Source organism: Micromonospora sp. NBRC 101691 (assembly GCF_030269285.1).
Lineage (GTDB): Bacteria > Actinomycetota > Actinomycetes > Mycobacteriales > Micromonosporaceae > Micromonospora > Micromonospora echinospora.
Genome location: NZ_BSTB01000003.1, coordinates 112945 through 132736, shown reverse-complemented (window position 1 = coordinate 132736; position 19792 = coordinate 112945). Strand labels below are relative to the sequence as shown.

Below are 19792 nucleotides of genomic sequence, written 5' to 3'. Positions count from 1 at the left end.
TGCCTGCATGGCACGACCTGACGGGCGGCAGCCCGATCAACTCCGACCGGTGACCCTGACCCGGGGCTGGAGCACCCACCCGGAGGGCTCGGTCCTGGTGGAGTTCGGGAACACCCGGGTGCTCTGTACGGCCAGCGTGACCGAGGGAGTGCCCCGCTGGCGGAAGGGCTCCGGGCTCGGCTGGGTGACCGCCGAGTACGCGATGCTGCCCCGGGCCACCCACACCCGCTCCGACCGGGAGAGCGTCAAGGGGCGCGTCGGCGGGCGGACCCACGAGATCTCCCGGCTGGTCGGCCGGAGCCTGCGGGCCTGCGTCGACCTGAAGGCGCTCGGCGAGAACTCGATCGTGCTCGACTGCGACGTCCTCCAGGCCGACGGCGGCACCCGTACGGCCGCGATCACCGGCGCGTACGTCGCGCTGTACGACGCCGTCACCTGGCTCTCCGGCCGCAAGGCGCTCTCCGGCAAGCCGGAGAAGGTGATGCACCGGTCGGTGGCCGCGGTGAGCGTCGGCGTCGTCGACGGTGAGCCCCGCCTCGACCTCGCCTACGACGAGGACGTGACCGCCGAGGTCGACATGAACGTGGTGTGCACCGGCACCGGTGACTTCGTCGAGGTGCAGGGAACCGGCGAGTCCGGGGTCTTCGCCCGGTCCCAGCTCGACGCCCTGCTCGACCTGGCCGTCGCCGGGTGCGCGCAGCTGGCCGGGGCCCAGCGCGAGGCCCTCGGCCGGTGAGCGCGCGAGGAACGGGCCGCCGGGCCCCGCAGACGGCGACGAAAGGTGGTCCAGCGTGAACAAGGTCCTGCTCGCGACCCGTAACCAGAAGAAGCTGGTCGAACTCCAGCGGATCCTCGACGGCGCGCTCGGCGCGCACCGGATCGCGCTGCTCGGCCTCGACGACGTCGAGGACTACCCCGAGCTGCCGGAGACCGGCCTCACCTTCGGCGAGAACGCGCTGATCAAGGCGCGGGAGGGCTGCCGCCGCACCGGCCTGCCCACCATCGCCGACGACTCCGGCATCGCGGTCGACGCCCTCAACGGCATGCCCGGGGTGTTCAGCGCCCGCTGGGCCGGCCGGCACGGCGACGACCAGGCCAACCTGCAACTGGTCCTCGACCAGATCGCCGACCTGCCGGACGAACACCGGGGGGCCGCCTTCGTCTGCACCGTGGCGCTGGTGCTGCCCGGCGGCAAGGAGCACCTGGTCGACGGCCGCCAGGCCGGCCGCCTGCTGCGGGCGCCACGTGGCGAGGGTGGGTTCGGCTACGACCCGATCTTCCTGGGGGACGGGCAGTCCCGGACCAACGCCGAGCTGACCCCGGAGGAGAAGGACGCGGTCAGCCACCGGGGCAAGGCCCTGCGGGACCTGGCCAAGCTGGTCGCCAAGGTGCTCCCACCGGCGGCCTGAACCGTCGCCGTCGACGGCCCGGACTGGCCTGACGCCGTCGTCGACGGCCCGGTCTGTTGAACGACGGCCTGACCCACCGCCGTCGCCCTGACCCCCGTCGACGACCCGGTCGGCCACCGACAAACCGACCCGCCACCGACGACCTGGCCCCCTACTGACGACCCGGTCCGCTACCGACGCCCCGGTTCGCCGTCGACGTGGACCGCCGGTGGACACCGGTGCCGGGGGCGGGGCCGGGGTCCGGCTGCCGGCGAAGGAAGAGGAAAACGACGTGCCGGGTGTCCTGACGGGCTTCGCGGTCATCGTGGCCGTCGTCGCGGTCGGCTGGCTGCTCGGCCGGCGCGGCACCCTCGGCCCGGAGGCGTCGACCGTCCTGTCCCGGGTGGCGTTCTTCGTGGCCACCCCGGCGCTGCTGTTCCAGACCGTGGCCCGCTCCGACGTGCTCGCGGTCGCCTCCTCGGCCCTGGTCGTCACGGTGGTGGGCACCGCCGTGGTGGCGGCCGTGTTCGTGGCCGTCGCCGGGCTCTGGTGGCGTCGGCCCGCGCCGGAGGTCACCATCGGAGCGCTCGCCTCGTCGTACGTCAACGCGGCGAACATCGGCATCCCGATCGCCGTGTACGTCCTCGACGACGCCTCGGTGGTCGCGCCGGTGATGATGTTCCAGCTCGTCGTGATGGCACCGATCGCCTTCGCCGTGCTGGAGACGGCGACCGGCACCCGACGGTCACTGGCCCGGGTGGTGGTGCAGCCGCTGGCGAACCCGGTCACCGTGGCCTGCGCGCTCGGCGTGGCCTGCGCGCTGACCGGCTGGCTGCCACCGGAGCCGGTGCTGCGGCCGGTGGAACTCGTCGCGGCGATGGCGGTGCCCGCCGCGCTGCTCGCGTACGGGCTGTCGCTGCACGGCGCCCCGGCGCCCGGATCGGGGGAGAACGGGCGGGACGTCCGGCTCGCCGTGCTGCTCAAGACGGTGGTCCAGCCGGTGGTGGCGTACCTGGTGGCCCGGTTCGTGCTGGGGTTGTCGCAGCCGGTGGTGCTGGCCTGCACGATCACCGCCGCCCTGCCGACGGCCCAGAACGTCTTCGTCTACGCGGTGCGCTACGGCCGGGGGGTCACGCTGGCCCGGGACGCGATCCTCCTGTCGACCGTCGGCGCGGTGCCCGTGCTGATCGCCGTCGCCCTGCTCGGCGCCCGCTGAGGTGGTGGCTGGGGTGGTAGCAGGGGACCCCTGCTACCGCATTTTGATGAGGAAGGGCCCCCTGCAACCAACCACCACCCGGTGCTCAGCCCAGCCGGCCCAGCTCCTGTTCGATCGCGGCGCGCAGCTGCGGGCCCCGGACGATCTCCCGGGCCGCCTCCATTACCGGGGCGAGGAACACGTCCGGGCCGGGCTCCCCGGCGATTCTGCCCAGCGCCGCGATCGCCGCCCGACCGGCCGGGGACGGGGTGAGCGGGGCGCGCAGTTGCAGCCCGCGTACCCCGGCGAGCAACTCCACGGCGAGCAGGCTGGTCAGGTTGTCCAGCACCGTGCGCAGCTTCTTTGTCGCGGCCCAGCCCATCGAGACGTGGTCCTCCTGCATGCCGCTGGTGGGCAGCGAGTCCACCGAGGCGGGGGCGGCCAGCCGGCGGTTCTCCGCGACGATGCCGGCGGCCGTGTACTGGGCGATCATCAGTCCCGAGTTCACCCCGGCGTCGGGGGAGAGGAACGCCGGCAGCTCCCGGGAGCGGGTCACGTCGAGCAGCCGGTCCACCCGACGCTCGGCGATCGCACCCACCTCGGACGCGGCGATGGCGAGGAAGTCGGCGGCGAAGCCGAGCGGCGCACCGTGGAAGTTGCCGGTCGACTCGACCCGGCCGTCCGGCAGCACCACCGGGTTGTCCACCACGGACACCAGTTCCCGGGCGGCGACCTGTTCGACGAAGGCGAGCGTGTCCCGGGCCGCTCCGGCCACCTGCGGCGCGCAGCGCATCGAGTACGCGTCCTGCACCGCGTGCGCCAGGTCGTCCCGGTGCGAGTCCATCACCGCCGAGCCCTGGAGCAGCCGGTGGATGTTCGCCGCCGAGGTGGCCTGCCCGGGGTGCGGGCGGATGGCGTGCAGCTCGGACAGGAACGGCCGTTCCGAGCCCAGCATCGCCTCGATCGCCAGCGCGGCGGTCACGTCGGCCATGGTGAACAGGTGGGCCGCGTCGTGGATGGCCAGCAGCAGCATGCCGAGCATCCCGTCGGTGCCGTTGATCAGGGCCAGCCCCTCCTTGGCGGCCAGCGCCACCGGAGCCAGGCCGGCCCGGCGCAGCGCGTCGGCGGCGGGTAGCCGCGCACCGTCCGGGCCGAGCACCCAGCCCTCGCCGAGCAGCACCAGCGCGCAGTGCGCCAGCGGGGCGAGGTCACCGGAGGCGCCGAGCGAGCCGTGCTCGGGCACCCACGGCGTGACGTCGTGGTTGAGCAGGTCGACCAGACCCTCGGCGACCAGCGGCCGGACCCCGGACCGGCCGAGGGCCAGCGAGCGTACCCGCAGCAGCATCATCGCCCGCACCACCTCGCGGGGCATCGGCGCACCGACCCCGGCGGCGTGCGAACGGATCAGCGCGTGCTGGAGTTCGGCCCGTCGCTCCGGCGCGACGAACGTGTTGGCCAGCGCGCCGAACCCGGTCGACACGCCGTAGACCGGGCGGCCGGAGGCCTCGATGCCGTCCACGATCGCCCGGCTGGTGGCCATCGCGTCCACCGTGGCCGGGTCGAGGACGACCTTCGCGGCGCCCCGGGCCACGGCGAGCACGTCGGCCGGGGAGACGCCGGTGGGCTGGACGGTGACCACGCTCATGACGTCACCCGACCGCGGGCGTCGGGGCGTCGGGGCTGGCGCGGACTCAGGTGTCGTTTGCTCATCGCGGAACTCCGTTGTGCAGGACCTGGCGGATCAGGGGAACCCCCGGCCGGTAGGCCAGGTGCAGGTGGGACGGGGCGTCGAGGATCATCAGGTCGGCCCGCGCCCCGGGGGCGAGGACGCCCACGTCGTCGCGGCGCAGCGCCCGCGCGCCACCGGCGGTCGCGGCCCAGACCGCCTCCGCCGGGGTCATCCCCATCTCGCGTACGGCGAGCGCCACGCAGAACGGCATCGACGACGTGTACGACGAGCCGGGGTTGCAGTCGGTCGCCAACGCCACGGTGACCCGGGCGTCGAGCAGCCGGCGCGCGTCCGGGTACGGCGACCGGGTGGAGAACTCGGCGCCGGGCAGCAGCGTGGCCACCGTGGCGGACCCGGCCAGCGCCTCCACGTCGGCGTCGTCCAGGTGGGTGCAGTGGTCGGCGCTGGCCGCGCCGAGCTCCACCGCGAGCTGGACCCCGGGGCCGGGGCCGAGCTGGTTGGCGTGCAGCCGCACCCCGAGGCCGGCGGCCTGCCCGCAGGTGAGGATCGCGCGGGCGTGGTCGGCGTCGAACGCGCCCCGCTCGCAGAACACGTCGATCCACTTCGCGTACGGGGCGGCGGCGTGCAGCATCGGCCCGCAGACCAGTCCGACGTAGTCGTCCGGGCGGTCGGCGTACTCGGTGGGGACGACGTGCGCGCCGAGGAACGTGGTCTCCCCGGTCACCTCGGCGGCGATCCGCAGCGAGCGGGCCTCGTCGGCGACGTTCAGGCCGTACCCGCTCTTGATCTCGATGGTGGTGGTGCCCTGGCGCAGCGCCTCCGCGCGGAGCCGGCGCACGGTGCCGCGCAGCGTGTCGTCGGAGGCGGCGCGGGTGGCCGCGACGGTGGTCCGGATACCGCCCCCGGTGTACGGCTGCCCCGCCATCCGGGCGGCGAACTCGGCGGCCCGGTCCCCGGCGAAGACCAGGTGGGCGTGGCTGTCCACGAACCCGGGGAGCACCGCCGCGCCGTCCGCGTCGATCCGGCGGGCGGCGGCCGGGGCGTACCGGGCCGGGCCGAGCCAGGCGACGCGGTCCTCCTCGACGAGGATCGCCGCGTCACGACGGATGCCGAGCCGGCCGCCCTCCCCGGTGCCGGCCACGTTGGTGACCAGCTCCCCGATGTTGTCGATCAGCAGGCTGCTCACGGGGTGCCGTCCGTTGTTCGCGACTGCGGGGCTCGCACACCCCGCGCACTCCTCGCGCTCACGAGGCGATCACCGCCCGGACGGTGTCGGCGAGCGCGGCGGGCACGTCGACGCTGGTGTGCCGACCGTCCCGGACCACGACCCGGCCGTCCACCACGACCTGGGTGACGTCCGCCGCGCCCGCCGCGAAGAACACCCCGACCGGGGGTACGCCGGCCGTCCGCGCGCTGTCCAACCGGACGGTGACCAGGTCGGCCCGCCCGCCCGGGGCGATCCGACCGGCGTCGGTCCAGCCCAGCGCGGCGTGCCCGGTCACGGTCGCCGCGTCGTGCAGCTCCGCCGGGGTGAAGTGGCCGCGCTGCCGGGTGCGCAGCCGCTCGTCCAGCTCCACCGCGCGGGCCTCCTCGAAGAGGTCGACCACGGCGTGGCTGTCGCTGCCCAGGCTGAGCGGGCTGCCCGCCTCGGCCGTCCGGCGGGCCGGGCCGATGCCGTCGGCGAGGTCCCGCTCGGTGGTCGGGCAGAGGCAGACGCCGGTGCCGCTGCCGCCGAGCAGGGCGACGTCGGCGCTGGTCAGATGCGTGGCGTGGACGGCCGTGGTGGCCGGGCCGAGGACCCCGTGGTCGGCGAGCAGCCGGGCCGGGGTACGTCCGTGCACCGCCCGGCAGGCGTCGTTCTCGGCGGGCTGCTCGGAGAGGTGCACGTGCAGCGGGGCGTCGTGCCGCCGGGCCCACTCCGCGACCGTGCCGAGCCCGTTGGCGGGGACCGCCCGGACCGAGTGCACCGCCGCGCCGACCCGGGCGTGCGCGCCGGCCGGGGCGAACGCCTCGACGCGTTCCGCCCAGCGGGCCGCGTCCCCGTCGCCGAAGCGGCGCTGCGGGCCGGTCAGCGGACGGCCGTCCACCGTCGCGGTCAGGTAGCAGGTGTCCAGCAGGGTGATCCGGATGCCGGCCTGCGCGGCGGCCTCGACCAGCGCCGCGCCCATCGCGTTCGGGTCGTCGTACCGGCCGCCGTCCGGACGGTGGTGCAGGTAGTGGAACTCGCCGACGCAGGTGACGCCGGCCAGTGCCATCTCGGCGAAGACGGCACGGGCCAGGGCCAGGTAGGTGTCCGGGTCGAGCCGGTCGGCGACCGTGTACATCAGGTCCCGCCAGGTCCAGAAGTCGCCCCGACCGCCGTGGGTCCGCCCGCGCAGCGCCCGGTGGAACGCGTGCGAGTGGGCGTTCGCCAGGCCCGGCAGGGTCAGCCCGGGCAGGCGTACCGCGTCGGCCAGCACCTCGACCCCGGCGGTGGGCGGGGTCCGGCCGGCCAGCGGGACGACCGTGGTGATCCGGCCGTCGACGGTCTCGACCAGCACGTCGGCGGTCGGTTCGGCCGCGCCGGGCAGCCAGGCGTACTCGGCGAGCCAGCGGGTGGTGGTCACTCCGCCGCCCCGTCCCGGTCGGCGCGGCCGGTCCCGTCGGGGGCGTCGCCGGTCGGGACGGGCCGGGCGGTCAGCTCCGCCAGCACCCGGGCCAGGGCGCTCACCCCGGCGGCGCAGTCGGCGTCGGTGGCCGACTCGGCGGGGGAGTGTGACACCCCGGTCGGGTTGCGGACGAAGAGCATCGCGGTCGGTACGTGCCCGGCCAGCACCCCGGCGTCGTGCCCGGCCGCCGTGGGCAGCGTCGGCGCGTCCAGCAGCGCCGCCAGCCGCCGGCCCAGGTCGGCGTCGAAACCGACAAGCGGCGTCGCCGACTCCTCGGTCAGGGCGATCTCCGTGCCGTCCCGGCGGGCCCGCTCGGTCGCCTTGGCGCGCACCGCGTCGACCAGCTCGGCGAGCGTGGACTCCTCGGCGGCCCGCGCGTCCAGCCAGCCGGTCACCCGGGCCGGGATCGCGTTGGTGGCGTTCGGTTCGACCCGGACCCGCCCGACGGTGGCGTGTGCCCCGCGCAACCGGGCCTCCTTGTTCGCCGCCAGCACGGTGAACGCGTAGGTGAGCATCGGGTCGCGGCGGTCGGTCATCCGGGTCGTACCGGCGTGGTTGCCCTCGCCGGTGACGTCGAACCGCCAGCGGCCGTGCGGCCAGATGGCCGTCGCCACCCCGACCGCCGCGTCCCGGTCGACCATCGCCCGGCCCTGCTCCACGTGCAGCTCGACGAAGGCGGCGAACCCGGCGACCAGCTCCGGCCGGGCACCCGCCGGACGGTCGCCGAGCGCCTCGGCGAAGCTGACCCCGTCGGCGTCGCGCAGCCCGGCCGCCCGCTCGGGCGTCAGCGCCCCGGTGAGCAGCCGCGACCCCAGGCACGGGACGCCGAACCGGGCCCCCTCCTCCTCGACGAACGCCCCGACGACGACCGGACGCGTCGGGGTGAACCCGGCGGCCCGCAGTTCGTCCACGGCGAGGAAGGCGCTGACGATGCCGAGCGGCCCGTCGTACGCCCCGCCGTGCGGCACCGAGTCGAAGTGGCTGCCGGTGAGCACGGCGTCCCCCGCCTCCGGGTCGCCCCAGCGGGCGAAGAGGTTGCCGTTGCCGTCGTCGGTGACCGGCATGCCCCGCCGCTCGGCCTGCTGGCGGAACCACTCCCGCAACTGCCGCTCCGGCTCGCCGAACGCGTACCGCAGGTAACCGCCGGTGCGCGCGTCCCGCCCGATCGGCGCGATCTCGTCCCACAGCTCACGGAACCGCTCCGCGGTGGCGGTGGCGGTGGCGGTGGTAGCAGGGGACCCCTGCAGGGCGTTTTCGATGAACAAGGGTCCCCTCCTACCGCTCGGCCATCGGGACGCGGACACCGGTGCGGGTGGCGACCTCGTGGGCGTGGTCGTAGCCGGCGTCGACGTGCCGGATGACGCCCATCGCCGGGTCGTTGGTGAGCACCCGTTCGATCTTCTGACCGGCGAGGGCGGTGCCGTCGGCGACGCAGACCTGACCGGCGTGGATGGACCGGCCGATGCCGACCCCGCCGCCGTGGTGGATGGACACCCAGGACGCCCCGCTGGCCGTGTTGACCAGAGCGTTGAGCAGCGGCCAGTCGGCGACCGCGTCGGAGCCGTCGGCCATCGCCTCGGTCTCCCGGTACGGGCTGGCGACGCTGCCGCAGTCCAGGTGGTCCCGGCCGATCACCACCGGGGCGGAGAGTTCACCGGAGGCGACCATCTCGTTGAAGCGGACCCCGGCCCGGTCGCGTTCGCCGTACCCGAGCCAGCAGATGCGGGCCGGCAGGCCCTGGAAGGCGACCCGCTCCCCGGCCAGCCGGATCCACCGGGCCAGGGACTCGTTCTCGGGGAACAGGTCGAGGATCGCCCGGTCGGTGGCGGCGATGTCGGCCGGGTCGCCGGAGAGCGCCGCCCACCGGAACGGGCCCTTCCCCTCGCAGAACAACGGCCGGATGTACGCGGGCACGAAGCCGGGGAAGTCGAACGCCCGCTCGTACCCGCCGAGTTTCGCCTCGCCCCGGATCGAGTTGCCGTAGTCGAAGACCTCCGCCCCGGCGTCCAGGAACCCGACCATCGCCTCGACGTGCTTCGCCATCGACGCGCGGGCCCGGTCGGTGAACTCGGCCGGCTTCGCCGCCGCGTAGTCCCGGGCGTCGGCCAGGTCCACCCCCTCCGGCACGTACGACAGCGGGTCGTGCGCGCTGGTCTGGTCGGTGACCACGTCGATGTCGACGCCCCGGCGCAGCAGCTCCGGGAAGACGGTGGCGGCGTTGCCGACCACCCCGACGGAGAGCGCCCGCCGGTCGCGCCTCGCGGCGAGCACCCGCTCGACCGCGTCGTCCAGGGAGTCGGCGACCTCGTCCAGGTAGCGGTCGTGCACCCGGCGGTCCAGGCGGGACCGGTCGACGTCGACGACCAGGCACGCCCCGCCGTTCATGGTGACCGCGAGCGGCTGCGCCCCGCCCATCCCGCCGCAGCCGGCGGTGAGCGTCAGCGTCCCGGCCAGGCTGCCACCGAACCGCTTCGCGGCGACGGCGGCGAACGTCTCGTAGGTGCCCTGGAGGATGCCCTGGGTGCCGATGTAGATCCACGAGCCGGCGGTCATCTGCCCGTACATGGTCAGGCCGAGCTGCTCCAGCCGGCGGAACTCGGGCCAGGTGGCCCAGTCGCCGACCAGGTTGGAGTTCGCCAGCAGCACCCGGGGCGCCCACTCGTGGGTGCGCAGCACGCCGACCGGCCGGCCGGACTGCACCAGCATCGTCTCGTCGTCGCGCAGGTCGGTGAGGGTCCGCACCAGCGCGTGGTACGACGGCCAGTCCCGCGCGGCCTTCCCGGTGCCGCCGTAGACCACCAGGTCCTCGGGGCGCTCGGCGACCTCCGGGTCGAGGTTGTTCATCAGCATCCGCAGGGCGGCCTCCTGTGGCCACCCCCGGGCGCTGCGCTCGGTGCCGCGAGCGGCACGGACGGGCTGGTACATCGTCGGATCTCCTCTCACCCGAGGAACAACTGTCGGCGGGCGGCGGACGCCTCGAACGCCTCCAGTCGGGCCTGCGTGTCGGTCGGCGCGGCGTCGCAGATCGCCTGGAGCACCACCATGGCCAGGGCCATCGGGGCAGTGTGCAGGTCGAAGACCAGGTCGGTGCCGACGGCGGCGGGCAGCACCAGGTCGGCGTACTCGGTCGCCGGGCTGACCGGCGAGTCGGTGATCGCCACGACCCGTAGTCCGGCGTCCCGGGCGGCGCGCAGCGCGTCCAGGGTCTCCCGGGGGTAGCGGGGCAGAACGAAGGCCAGCAGCGCGTCCGCGCCGGCCACGGCGGCCTGTTCGAGGCGGTCGGTGAGCAGGCTGCCGCCGGTGTCGAGCACCCGTACGTCCGGGTGCACCTTAGCGGCGAAGTACGCGAAGTACGCGGCCAGCGGAGCGGCGGCGCGCAGACCGAGCACCGGCAGCGGACGGCTGGCGGCCAGCAGCGCGCCGGCCCCGGCGATCCGCTCCCGGTCGGCGAGCTGGCCGGCGAGCCGGTCGAGGTTGGCGATCTCGGCCCGTACCGCGCGTTGCAGTTCGTTCTCCCCGCCGGACGGGCCGGTGGTGCCGGTGCCGGTCAGCTCACGCAGCCGGCGGCGCAGCGCCGGGTAGCCGTCGTGACCGAGCGCGACCGCGAACCGGGTCACCGACGGCTGGCTGACCCCGGCCAGGTCGGCGACCTCGGCGGCGGAGAGGTAGGCCACCGAGCCGGCGTGCTGCACCAGGCAGTGCGCGATCCGGCGCTGGGTCGGGGTGAGCCGGACGCCGTGGAAGAGATCCAGCAGCCGGTCCGTCGGCCCAGCCCCGATGGTGGCTGTTTCATTCATGCCGCGACTCTATGCATGAGAACTTTCAGAAGGCAAGGGCCGCCACCTCCGCCTGACCCCTCCTGCCTGCGGCGACTCTCGGTGGCCCGCCCCGATCGCCGCCGGTGCCGGCTGTGCCCCGTCCGTTCCGGTCCGGGGATCCGACCGGCATCGCGGTACGACGGGACCGCGCGGCTTCGCCGCTGGCGCATGACTAGGTATTGACAGTCATCAAATTGATAGTCGAATATCAATATCGCCAATGGCGGCACGGGTGCCATCGCGGCGGTCGCTTCGTCCGGCAATCGCGGGAGCGACCACTTCTGATGCGTACCCCCTGGGCTCCGATGGGGGAACGAATGCGACACCGCACCTCCTCACCTTTCCGTCTCTTCAAGATCCTGGTTGTCGGCGCCGCGCTCGTCCTGGTCGCGCCCTCGGCCACGCCGGCCGCTTCCGCGGCGCCGGCGGCGCAACCGCTGGCCAGCAACGACCTCCACGTCACCGCGTCGTCGGCCGGCCGCGACGCCGGCACGTTCGCCCGCTCGGCCACCGTGGTCGAGTTCGCGGCCACGGCCAGGAGCGCCGTGTCGACGCAGGTGACGCTCTCCGTCGGCGGCAAGACGTTCACGGCCAGCAAGGACCACGCGAAGGGCACCGCCCGGTGGTCCGGTCGGGGCGCCGCGTTGGAGCCGGCGGACAAGCTCGCGCTCGACGCCTTCGCCAACGCCCTCGAATCGGAGTGGGTCGAGCCGGCCAGCGCCACGAAGGCGCCCATCCCGCTGCACCGGGACCTGACCATCCGCCTCGCCATGCTGCTCGCCGAGGCGCCCCCCGGCACCATGATCGGGACCCAGGACGTGCCCCGCCCGGCGGAACGGTTCGGCGACCGGAAGCTCCCGGACAGCGCTGTCGCGGTGGAGTCGTGCCTGGCGGAGGCCACCTTCGCCACCGCCAAGAACAGCCCGGAACGGCGAGACGTGGTCGCCGCCTGCCAGGAGAACAACGAGGACGGGATCTGGTACACCAGGTGCAACGCGAACGAGTGGGTGCTCCACGACGCGGGCGACCACTGCATGATGAGCGAGGTCGTCTACGTTGGCCCCGCCTCGTACGACTGCATGGGCAAGTGCGGTGGTGGCTGTTTCATCATCACCGGCTACACCTACGACTGTGCTGACCACGACCGCTGCGGCCGGGTCCACGGCGGATCGACGAACCCGTGGGACAGCAACTGCGGCGACGAGTACTGGGAAGCCGACGACGACTTCCTGTGGTCGACGAACCAGTGCGGTTAGAGCCCGGATCCCTCGTACCATGAAGCCGTTTCTTCTCGCCGTGTCGTTCCTCACGGTCGCACTGGTGGCGGTCGGTTGCGGGTCCACCGACCAATCGGTGGACCCGCCGCCGGACGTGCTGGCCACCGTGGCGGGCGAACCCGTCACCGTCGAACAGGTTCGAGCGCTGATCCCGGACAGCCCCCTGCCGGCGGTGCTGGTGGCCGGCGGCTACTCCGGTCCGTGGCCGCAGGCGCTGGACCTGGCGATCCGGGACGAGCTGCTGGGGCGGGAAGCCGCTCGCCGTGGCATCACCGGGCCGACCCGGGCCCACCAGATCGCCACCCTCGTCACGCAGGAACGGCGCGACGCCGCCGACCTCACCGCCGAGGACATCACCGACGACGAGGCCCGCACCTGGTACCAGGAGCACCGCCGCCTGTTCGGGAACGTGGCCCGGGCCGAGGTGGCGTGGGCCGAGTTCGCCGACTCCACCCCGGCCACCACGGCCCTGGAGCGTGCCGCCGGCACCGATGCGTCGACGTTCCAGCAGCTGGTGAAGGAGGGTGGGGCGACGGCCAGCGGCACGGCCACGATCGACGATCACGGCGAGGGCGCCGATCCGATGATCGCGCGGGCCGCCTTCGCGGTCGGCACCGCCGGGGGAGTCGGATTGTCCACGGACCCGAAGAACAAACGATGGTGGGTGGTCCGCGTCGAGCGCATCTCGTTCCAGCAGACGAACTGGGACGCGGCGCTGGCCTACAAGGTGAAGTCGGCGATGGCCTCGTATCGTCAGGAGGAACATCTGAGCCAACTCGCCCGATCGTTGCGGAAGAAGTGGCAGGTCCACGTGTACGAGACCCGGCTCGCCGACGTCGCCCGGAAAGAGGAGCCACCGACATGACGGTAGCCACGACCGTAGGCGCGGTTCTCGCGCTCCTCGTCGCCGTGGCGGCCTTCATGCACCTGCGCAGGCACCGTGCCGCACCCGACGCCGTCGGTCGACTGCTGAGACTGCTCGCGTTCGCCGCCACCACGGGAACCGCCGTCGCGCTGTCGCCGTTCACGGTCGCGGACAGCGGCGCTGCCGCCGGCTACCTGCTGGGCGTACCGGTGGGAGCGGCCGTGTTTCCCCTGGTCGCGGACCTGGCCGGTCGGGCCGTGGGCATCACGACGACGGTCGGGGCGCTGGTGATGCTGTTCTGGGGCCTCCTCCTCGGCCTCGGCATCGGCGGGTGGTTCCTCCTGCCCGCCCTGCTGCTGGGAGCGGCGGCGGTGGTCGGCATCTCCGCGCGCAGCGCGGCGGTGGCCGGCGACTGACCTCCGCCGTCGGGTGATGCCCATTCCACGTGCGGGTGGTACAACCCTTGCGTGGACGCGACCGACCTCACTCCGCTGAGCCCGAGCCACCTCGCCCACCGGGAGACCCCGATCCACCACGGGTCCCCCGGCGACGGGAACGGAGTCGCCCGGTGAGGGTGACGTCCGTCCACACGTACCCGGTCAAGGGGTGCCACCGGCTGGACCACAACACGGTCCGGGTCGAACCCTGGGGCCTGGCCGGCGACCGCCGCTGGATGATCGTCGACGCCGACGGCATCGGGGTCACCCAACGGCAGCACCCGGTGCTGGCCACCCTGCGTCCGGTCGTCCGTCCCGGCGGGCTGGTGCTGCGCGGCCCCGGACGCCCCGACCTGGACGTGCCGGAACCGGCCGGCGTCGCCCCGGTCGCGGTCCGCACCTTCCGGCACCGGAAACTGCCGGTCGACGCGCTCCCCGCCGGCCCGGCCGCCGACGCCTGGCTCACCGCCGCACTCGACATGCCCGTCCGGCTGACCTGGCTCGCGCGGCCCACCCGGCACATCGCCGCCGGTGAACGCACCTACGACACCGGCGACCAGGTCAGCTTCGCCGACGCCTACCCGCTGCTGCTGACCGTCACCGCCTCGCTGGACGCGCTCAACGGCTGGCTGGCCGAGGCGGACGCGGCACCCGTGCCGATGACCCGGTTCCGGCCCAACGTGGTGGTCGAGGGCGCGCCGGCCTGGGCCGAGGACGGCTGGGCCGGCCGGACCGTGCGCATCGGCGCGACCACCTTCCGCGCCGCCGGGCCGTGCGACCGCTGCGTGGTCACCACCACCGACCAGGAGACCGGGGTACGCGAACACGAACCGCTGCGCACCCTGGTCCGGCACCGCCGGGTCGACCGGAAGGTCCTGTTCGGACTCCACCTCGTCCCGGTGTCGACCGGCCCGCTCGGCGTCGGTGATCCGGTACGGGTCGATCCGGCAACCTGAGGCCCCGTCCGGGACACCGGGCCCGGCTCGTCCGCGCGCCGGCCCCACCGGGAATTCTGCGGTGGGAGCCGGCCGGGCCGCTGCTACTCGTGCGGGAGAGGGGACTCGAACCCCCACGCCCGAAGGCACAGGAACCTAAATCCTGCGTGGCTGCCAGTTACACCACTCCCGCCTGACCGGAGAGTCTAGTGCGTCGCGCCTGCACGGTGTGGAGCCCGGCGGCCCGCAGGACGTTCGACACCGTTCCGTGACTGGGGTGCTTCCGTCCGGCGGTGGCGACCCGGATCAGGTCGGCGAGCTTCCGGGGACCCAGGTCGGGATTGGCCAGCGCGTACCGAACCACGATCGTACGGTCGACCTTCGGCGCGCGGGGGATCCGTGGTGCGATCGTCCCGGTCCGCTCCAGGCGGTCCCGTAGTCGATAGACGTGATTGCGGTGGCAGCCGATTCGGCGACCGGCCTCCACTGCGGTCATGCCGCCGGCCGCCATCTGCCGGACCAGGGCCTCGACCTGGCGCGGATCGAGCGGGCGGGGTGGCTCGGCCCGGTCCGGTACGCGCTCGGCCGGTTGATCTTTGCCAGGCGCGGAGGCGGAGACGGACCGGCGGTTACGGCCGGCGAACGTGGCGGTCTGGCTGTGGCAGTTCGGGCACAACAGGCGCAGGTTCGGCGGACGGTTGTCGAGGAAGTCACCGTTGACGTGGTCGACGTGCAGGGTGAGCGGCGAGCCCTGCCACGTCGTGCCGACGCCGCACCCTTCGCACTGTTCCGGGACGCCGATGTCGGACAGAGCCCACTTCAACCGGGTGCCGACCGTCCGGCGGGACCCCTCGGGCAGTCGGACGAGCAGCATCGAGGAGGAGACCCGGCGGCGGGAAACCCGCGTCCCGCCGGCCCGGCTCGTGAAGTGGGAGGTGTCGATGCCGAACCGCTTGAGTTGACGGCTGATGTGGGCGTGCGAGCCGCCGCTGATCCGGACGCCCAGCAGGCGCATCACCTCGGTGACGTTGCGGGCGCGCGCCGCCGCGTCGGCGCGCGCCTGCGGGGTGTGCCGGTAACGGGTCATGCGCGGACGGTAGTTGGCCGGTGTGACAGTTTCCGCCGACGAGCGTGATGCCCGCGTCCCGTACGGCGACCCCGGGGCGCCTCAGTCCAGGCCGAGGTCGCGGCGCAGCTTGGCGACGTGCCCGGTGGCCCGGACGTTGTAGAGCGCCCGTTCGATCTTCCCGTCCTCGTCGACGACGAAGGTGGACCGGATCACCCCGGTGACCGTCCGCCCGTACGACTGCTTCTCGCCGAACGCCCCGTACGCGGTGAGCACGGCCCTGTCGGTGTCGGAGACCAGGGGGAAGGTGACGGCGTCGCGCTCGCGGAACTTCGCCAGCTTCTCCGGCTTGTCCGGGGAGATGCCGACCACCTCGTACCCGGCCGCCTGGAGCGAGGCGAGCGAGTCACGGAAGTCGCAGGCCTGCTTCGTGCAGCCCGGGGTCATCGCGGCCGGGTAGGCGTACAGGATCACCTTGCGGCCCCGCAGGGCGGTCAGGGAGAGCGTGCTGCCGGTGTCGGTGGGCAGGGTGAAGTCCGGCGCGGGGTCGCCGGGGCTGAGACGGTGCGGCGCGGTCATGTCCGAGACCCTACGGCCTCCGGTCCCGGCTGCGGCGTGAGCCCACGGCCCGTGTCCCGCCCGGACGGGCCGCCCGCCGGTCCCTACCGGGCCCGCTCGGGTCGCAGGTGCGCGACGTCGACCGGCCGGCGGGTGGTCGCCTCGGCGACCGCGCGGCTCGCGGCGTGCAGCCGGAACACCCCGGCGAGGGTCGCCCCCGCCCCGGCGACCAGGATCAGTGTGACCACCAGCCGGACGGGTTGGACGGGCCAGGGCAGCGGGGGCACCGAGCGGGCGAGCACCGCCGCGTTGGTCACCCCGGCGAACAGCGCCAGGCAGGCACCGGCCAGGGCCAGTCCGAAGTCGGCGGCGGCGTGCCGGGTGAGCGTCCAGCCGCCGGCGGCGACCGCGCCGAGGCCGGTGATGAGGGCCCACGTCTGGCCGGTCAACAGGGTGACGAGCAGCCCGCCGGCCCCTTCGGCCCCGGAGTCGAGGGCCCGGCCGACCGCGACCGCGACGGCGGCGAGTCCACCCACGGCGAGCAGCGCCCCGAGCGCGACCAGTGCCCGGCGGCCCGCCGGGGCGCCGGCCGGCACCAGTCCGAGCGCGCCCACCGCGAGCGTGGCGAGGGCCACCGCCGCCCACCACGGGTACGGGTCCGGCGGGGGCACCCAGTCCAGGGTGCCGCGCAGCTCCACGGGGGTCTCTCCGTCGCGCAGCGGCACCACCCAGTCGCGGACCCGGTGTTCCCGGTCGGGGGCGGCGTTGACCTGCGGGGGCGGGCCGCCCTCCCGCCACAGGGCCCGCTGGTCGTGCCAGCGGGCCACCGGCTCGTCGTCGACCCGCTGCCAGGACGGCTCGGCGGTCGGGTCGGCGTCGGCGGGCACGGCGGTCTCACCGGCGAGGGTCCGGTTCAGGTACGTCGCCGGTGAGCGGACGTTCTCGTACACCCCGTCGGGGCGCACCTGGAGGTACGGTTCGCCGGAGTAGCCGAGCACGGTGACCGTCCGGTCGGTGCGGTTGCGCAGTTCCAGCCGTGCGCCCGCCTCCACCGTTCGGACGTCCACGCCGTCACGGGCCGGGGCCAGTCCGGTCACCCCGACCCGGTAGTCGCTGCCGTTCGGGGCGTCCGCGCCGTGCGCCGCGGCCGGGGCAGCGGTCGCCAGCAGCGCGACGAGCGCCCCGACCAGGGGAAGTCCCGCCCGGAGCAGAAGCGACCGGATCACCGGGCGGCTGCCTCGACGGCCGTGGTGATGGCGTCCGGGGTGGGGTTCTCGACCGGCTCGCCGTCGACCAGGACGGTCGGGGTGCCGGTGATCCCGGCCCGGCTCGCCTCGTCGGTGACGTGCTCGGTCCACGGCTTGAAGGTCTCCTCCCGCAGGCAGGAGGCGAATCCGTCCCGGTCGATGCCGATGCCGGCGGCGATGTCGGTCAGCTCGTCGTCGCTGAGGCCCGCGCCGCCCTCCGGCGGCTGCCGCTCGAAGAGCGCTGCGGCGTACTCGCGGTACCGGCCGCTCTCGGCGGCGCAGCCGGACGCGGCCGACGCGCGGGTGGAGTACTGCGTGCTGGAGAAGCGGTTGAGGTACGCGACCGGGTGGTACACCACCCGGATCTTGCCCTGCTCGACGAGCGTGTTCAGGGTGGGGCCGCTGAGCTGCTCGAACTGCTTGCAGGCCGGGCAGATGAAGTCCTCGTACACGTCGACGGTTACCGGGCCGGAGCCGGCCACGATCCCGGTTCCGGCGTCGTTCGCGCCGGTCGGCGCGGTGAACTCGTCGGAGCGCTGCCCGGCGTAGATGCTCCAGCCGATCAGCCCGGCGATCACCAGCACCGCCACGGCGGCCACCGAGGTCCAGAGCGTCCGGCGTCGCCGTCGTTCCCGGGCGAGTTGTTCGCGGACCACCCGGGAGGCGTCCTTCTGCCCCTTGCGACTACTCATCCTCGTCCTCCGTGGCCGGTGTGCCCGCCAGCCACCCGTCCATCGAGACGGGGGTGCGGGGCCAGATCAGCAGGAACCCGGCGAGCGCCAGGAAACCCAGGTCCCGGACGATCTCCGAGAGGTAGGCGGGACTCTGGCCGGCGGTGAGTTCCCCGCCGCCACCGAAGCATCCGCAGTCGATGGCGAGCCCTCGGGTCCAGGCGGAGACGATGCCCGTGACGAAGACCACGAGCAGCGCCGCCGAGACGCCGGCGGCGAGCCGGGTGGCCAACCCGACGAGCAGCAGGACGCCGAGCGCCAGCTCCACGAAGGGCAGCGCCGCGCCGACCACCATCGCCAGGTCGTACGGCATGACCTGGTAGGCGTTGACGGCGCGCCCGGAGCCGGCCAGGTCACCGACCTTGCTGCCGCCGGCGGCGAACCACACCGCGGCGAGGCCGAGCCGGGCGGCGACGGCGAGCCAGGGGCGCAGGAGGGGCCAGCTCATGACCCGGGGGCGGGGTGCGGTCACGGTCATTGGTCGCTCCGATCCACCGCGAAGTTCCGTCGCTTCCACCGCCCCACCTCCGCCTCAGCTGCCCAGGGCGTCGCCGACCGCCTCGATCAGGTCGCCCCGGGCCCGGGCCACCCGGGACCGGATGGTGCCCACCGGCACGCCACCGACCGCCGCCGCCTCCGCGTACGACAGGCCGAGGAGCTGGGTGAGGACGAACGCCTCGCGCCGGTCGGCGGGGAGCCGGCGGAGCAGGTCGGCGGCGCCGAGGTGCCCGGCCGGGTCGGGGTGCGGTCGGTCGGTGTAGGCCTGCGCGGCGAGCCGTTCGTCGAGCCGGCGCCGCCGGACCACGGTGCGCAGGTGGTCGGCGCAGGTGCGTCGGGCGATGCCGAGCAGCCAGGTGCGCGCGCTGGCCCGTCCCTCGAACGCCGGTAGCGCCCGGAACGCCCGCAGGTAGGTCTCCTGGGTGAGGTCGTCGGCGTTGTCCGGGTCGATCAACGCGGCGACGAACCGCCACACCTCGGCCTGGGTGAGCCGCACGAACGCGGCCTGGGCGACCGGGTCGCCGTCGCGGGCGGTGAGCGCCCACTGGGTCGCCGGATCGGGTCCGGCGGCGGGGGTGGCCGGATCGTGCGGCGGCGCCCACACGGGTTCGTGCGGGGGGTCGGCGGGACGGCCGACCCCGCCGGCGTCCAGCGGCGCGGGGATCACGACACTCCAGGTTACGCGGAGACAACGGAACGAACAGAGCCCTTCGGCACTTCCATGGCGTGCGCCACGTCGGGAACCAACCGGGCCCGGCCACCGACTATCCCACCATGACATGCGACGACGTACGCGCGGCGCTGTCGGCGCGGCTGGATGGCGAGGATCCGGGCACGCCGCCGGCCACGCTGGACGCGCACACCTCCACGTGCTCCGGATGCCGGAGCTGGCTGGCCCGAGCCGAACAGGTGACGCGGCTGGTCCGGGTGCAGGCCGTGGACGTGCCGGACCTGACCGCCTCGGTGCTGGCGGCGGTGGCCGCCGACGAGCGGGCCGCCCGGGCCGCGGCCATGGCGGGGGTGCGGGCCCGTCGGCAGGTGCTCCGGGTGGCGGTGGCGGTGGCCGCAGCCGCCCAGCTCGCCATCGCGCTGCCGATCCTGCTCGCCGGCCTCGGGGTGGCCGTCGACCCGCACACCAGCCGGGAGATGGCCTCCTTCGACGTGGCGCTCGCGGTGGGCTTCGCGCTGGCCGCGTACCGGCCGGAGCGGGCCCAGGCGTTCGTGCCGGTGGCCTTCGTGCTGGCGGTCTGCCTGGCCGGCACCAGCGCGGTGGACATCGCCAACTCGACCACCGCCCTGGTGCACGAGATCGGCCACCTGGCCGCGGTGGTCCAGGCCGGTCTGCTCTGGGCGCTGGGCCGCACCACCCGCCAGATGGACCCCCCGCTCGCGGCTCCCGCCGTCGCGGGACCGAGGTGACTCGGGTCGTCATCGGCCCT

At 74.3% G+C, this 19792-nt stretch carries 19 protein-coding genes, 1 tRNA gene and 1 pseudogene; 8 read left to right on the top strand and 13 right to left on the bottom strand.

Translation table 11 applies throughout. The features are described from left to right. Positions 1-7: 7 nt before the first annotated feature. The 3 genes from rph (at position 8) to QSK20_RS07320 (ending at position 2604) form a co-directional block, all read left to right on the top strand. A complete protein-coding gene (gene rph / locus QSK20_RS07330) occupies positions 8-736 on the top strand; it encodes a ribonuclease PH (RefSeq protein ID WP_285787810.1) in 729 nt (242 codons plus the stop codon). Positions 737-791: 55 nt separating this feature from the next. Continuing rightward, entirely contained in the window at positions 792-1409 is a 618-nt protein-coding gene (gene rdgB / locus QSK20_RS07325; RefSeq protein WP_088980391.1) for an RdgB/HAM1 family non-canonical purine NTP pyrophosphatase, read from the top strand. A gap of 208 nt (positions 1410-1617) precedes the next feature. Further along, positions 1618-2604: an AEC family transporter gene (locus QSK20_RS07320; RefSeq protein ID WP_285787809.1), complete on the top strand. Its 987-nt coding sequence runs from the start codon at positions 1618-1620 to the stop codon at positions 2602-2604. Between the two features lie 85 nt (positions 2605-2689). Here QSK20_RS07320 and hutH read toward each other — a convergent pair whose 3' ends face one another. The 6 genes and pseudogenes from hutH to QSK20_RS07290 form a co-directional block, all read right to left on the bottom strand. Continuing rightward, positions 2690-4228 carry a histidine ammonia-lyase gene (hutH, locus tag QSK20_RS07315; protein ID WP_285787808.1) on the bottom strand — a complete coding sequence of 513 codons (1539 nt, stop codon included), beginning with the start codon at positions 4226-4228 and terminating at the stop codon, positions 2690-2692. Positions 4229-4289: 61 nt separating this feature from the next. Continuing rightward, positions 4290-5459, bottom strand: coding sequence for an imidazolonepropionase (hutI, locus tag QSK20_RS07310; RefSeq protein WP_285787807.1), 1170 nt, complete (start codon positions 5457-5459; stop codon positions 4290-4292). Between the two features lie 58 nt (positions 5460-5517). Next, entirely contained in the window at positions 5518-6879 is a 1362-nt protein-coding gene (locus QSK20_RS07305) for a formimidoylglutamate deiminase (protein ID WP_285787806.1), read from the bottom strand. A gap of 68 nt (positions 6880-6947) precedes the next feature. After that, positions 6948-8168: pseudogene (locus QSK20_RS07300) on the bottom strand (allantoate amidohydrolase); the annotation flags it as partial. 28 nt (positions 8169-8196) lie between these two features. Then, positions 8197-9846: a urocanate hydratase gene (gene hutU, locus QSK20_RS07295; RefSeq protein ID WP_285787805.1), complete on the bottom strand. Its 1650-nt coding sequence runs from the start codon at positions 9844-9846 to the stop codon at positions 8197-8199. A gap of 14 nt (positions 9847-9860) precedes the next feature. After that, positions 9861-10718, bottom strand: coding sequence for a MurR/RpiR family transcriptional regulator (locus tag QSK20_RS07290; RefSeq protein ID WP_285787804.1), 858 nt, complete (start codon positions 10716-10718; stop codon positions 9861-9863). A 338-nt stretch (positions 10719-11056) separates the two neighbouring features. On the opposite strand from QSK20_RS07290, the gene QSK20_RS07285 reads away from it, so the two are divergent. The 4 genes from QSK20_RS07285 to QSK20_RS07270 all read left to right on the top strand — a co-directional run bounded on the left by QSK20_RS07285 (position 11057) and on the right by QSK20_RS07270 (position 14274). Beyond that, complete coding sequence (locus QSK20_RS07285) at positions 11057-11995, top strand: DUF8213 domain-containing protein (RefSeq protein WP_285787803.1); 939 nt, start codon at positions 11057-11059, stop codon at positions 11993-11995. A gap of 19 nt (positions 11996-12014) precedes the next feature. Further along, positions 12015-12881: a peptidylprolyl isomerase gene (locus QSK20_RS07280; protein WP_285787802.1), complete on the top strand. Its 867-nt coding sequence runs from the start codon at positions 12015-12017 to the stop codon at positions 12879-12881. Next, positions 12878-13297, top strand: a complete 420-nt coding sequence (locus QSK20_RS07275) for a hypothetical protein (RefSeq protein ID WP_285787801.1) — start codon at positions 12878-12880, stop codon at positions 13295-13297. Before QSK20_RS07280 ends, QSK20_RS07275 begins: the two co-directional genes overlap by 4 nt. 152 nt (positions 13298-13449) lie before the next feature. Next, positions 13450-14274: an MOSC domain-containing protein gene (locus QSK20_RS07270; RefSeq protein WP_285787800.1), complete on the top strand. Its 825-nt coding sequence runs from the start codon at positions 13450-13452 to the stop codon at positions 14272-14274. 90 nt (positions 14275-14364) lie between these two features. Here QSK20_RS07270 and QSK20_RS07265 read toward each other — a convergent pair. The 7 genes from QSK20_RS07265 to QSK20_RS07235 form a co-directional block, all read right to left on the bottom strand. Then, positions 14365-14446, bottom strand: a tRNA-Leu gene (locus QSK20_RS07265). Continuing rightward, positions 14432-15340, bottom strand: coding sequence for an HNH endonuclease (locus QSK20_RS07260; RefSeq protein WP_285787799.1), 909 nt, complete (start codon positions 15338-15340; stop codon positions 14432-14434). The genes QSK20_RS07265 and QSK20_RS07260 overlap by 15 nt, the downstream gene beginning before the upstream one ends. Before the next feature lie 81 nt (positions 15341-15421). Continuing rightward, positions 15422-15898 (bottom strand): thioredoxin-dependent thiol peroxidase, encoded by a 477-nt coding sequence (gene bcp / locus QSK20_RS07255; protein WP_285787798.1) that lies wholly within the window; start codon positions 15896-15898, stop codon positions 15422-15424. A gap of 83 nt (positions 15899-15981) precedes the next feature. Further along, positions 15982-17103: a hypothetical protein gene (locus QSK20_RS07250; RefSeq protein WP_285787797.1), complete on the bottom strand. Its 1122-nt coding sequence runs from the start codon at positions 17101-17103 to the stop codon at positions 15982-15984. After that, entirely contained in the window at positions 17100-17816 is a 717-nt protein-coding gene (locus QSK20_RS07245; protein ID WP_285787796.1) for a DsbA family protein, read from the bottom strand. The genes QSK20_RS07250 and QSK20_RS07245 overlap by 4 nt, the downstream gene beginning before the upstream one ends. After that, positions 17809-18333: a MauE/DoxX family redox-associated membrane protein gene (locus QSK20_RS07240; protein ID WP_285787795.1), complete on the bottom strand. Its 525-nt coding sequence runs from the start codon at positions 18331-18333 to the stop codon at positions 17809-17811. The genes QSK20_RS07245 and QSK20_RS07240 overlap by 8 nt, the downstream gene beginning before the upstream one ends. A gap of 54 nt (positions 18334-18387) precedes the next feature. Continuing rightward, entirely contained in the window at positions 18388-19020 is a 633-nt protein-coding gene (locus tag QSK20_RS07235) for a sigma-70 family RNA polymerase sigma factor (RefSeq protein ID WP_502888869.1), read from the bottom strand. A gap of 107 nt (positions 19021-19127) precedes the next feature. Here QSK20_RS07235 and QSK20_RS07230 point away from each other — a divergent pair, with 107 nt between their 5' ends. After that, positions 19128-19772: a zf-HC2 domain-containing protein gene (locus QSK20_RS07230; RefSeq protein WP_285787794.1), complete on the top strand. Its 645-nt coding sequence runs from the start codon at positions 19128-19130 to the stop codon at positions 19770-19772. Positions 19773-19792: the final 20 nt, after the last annotated feature.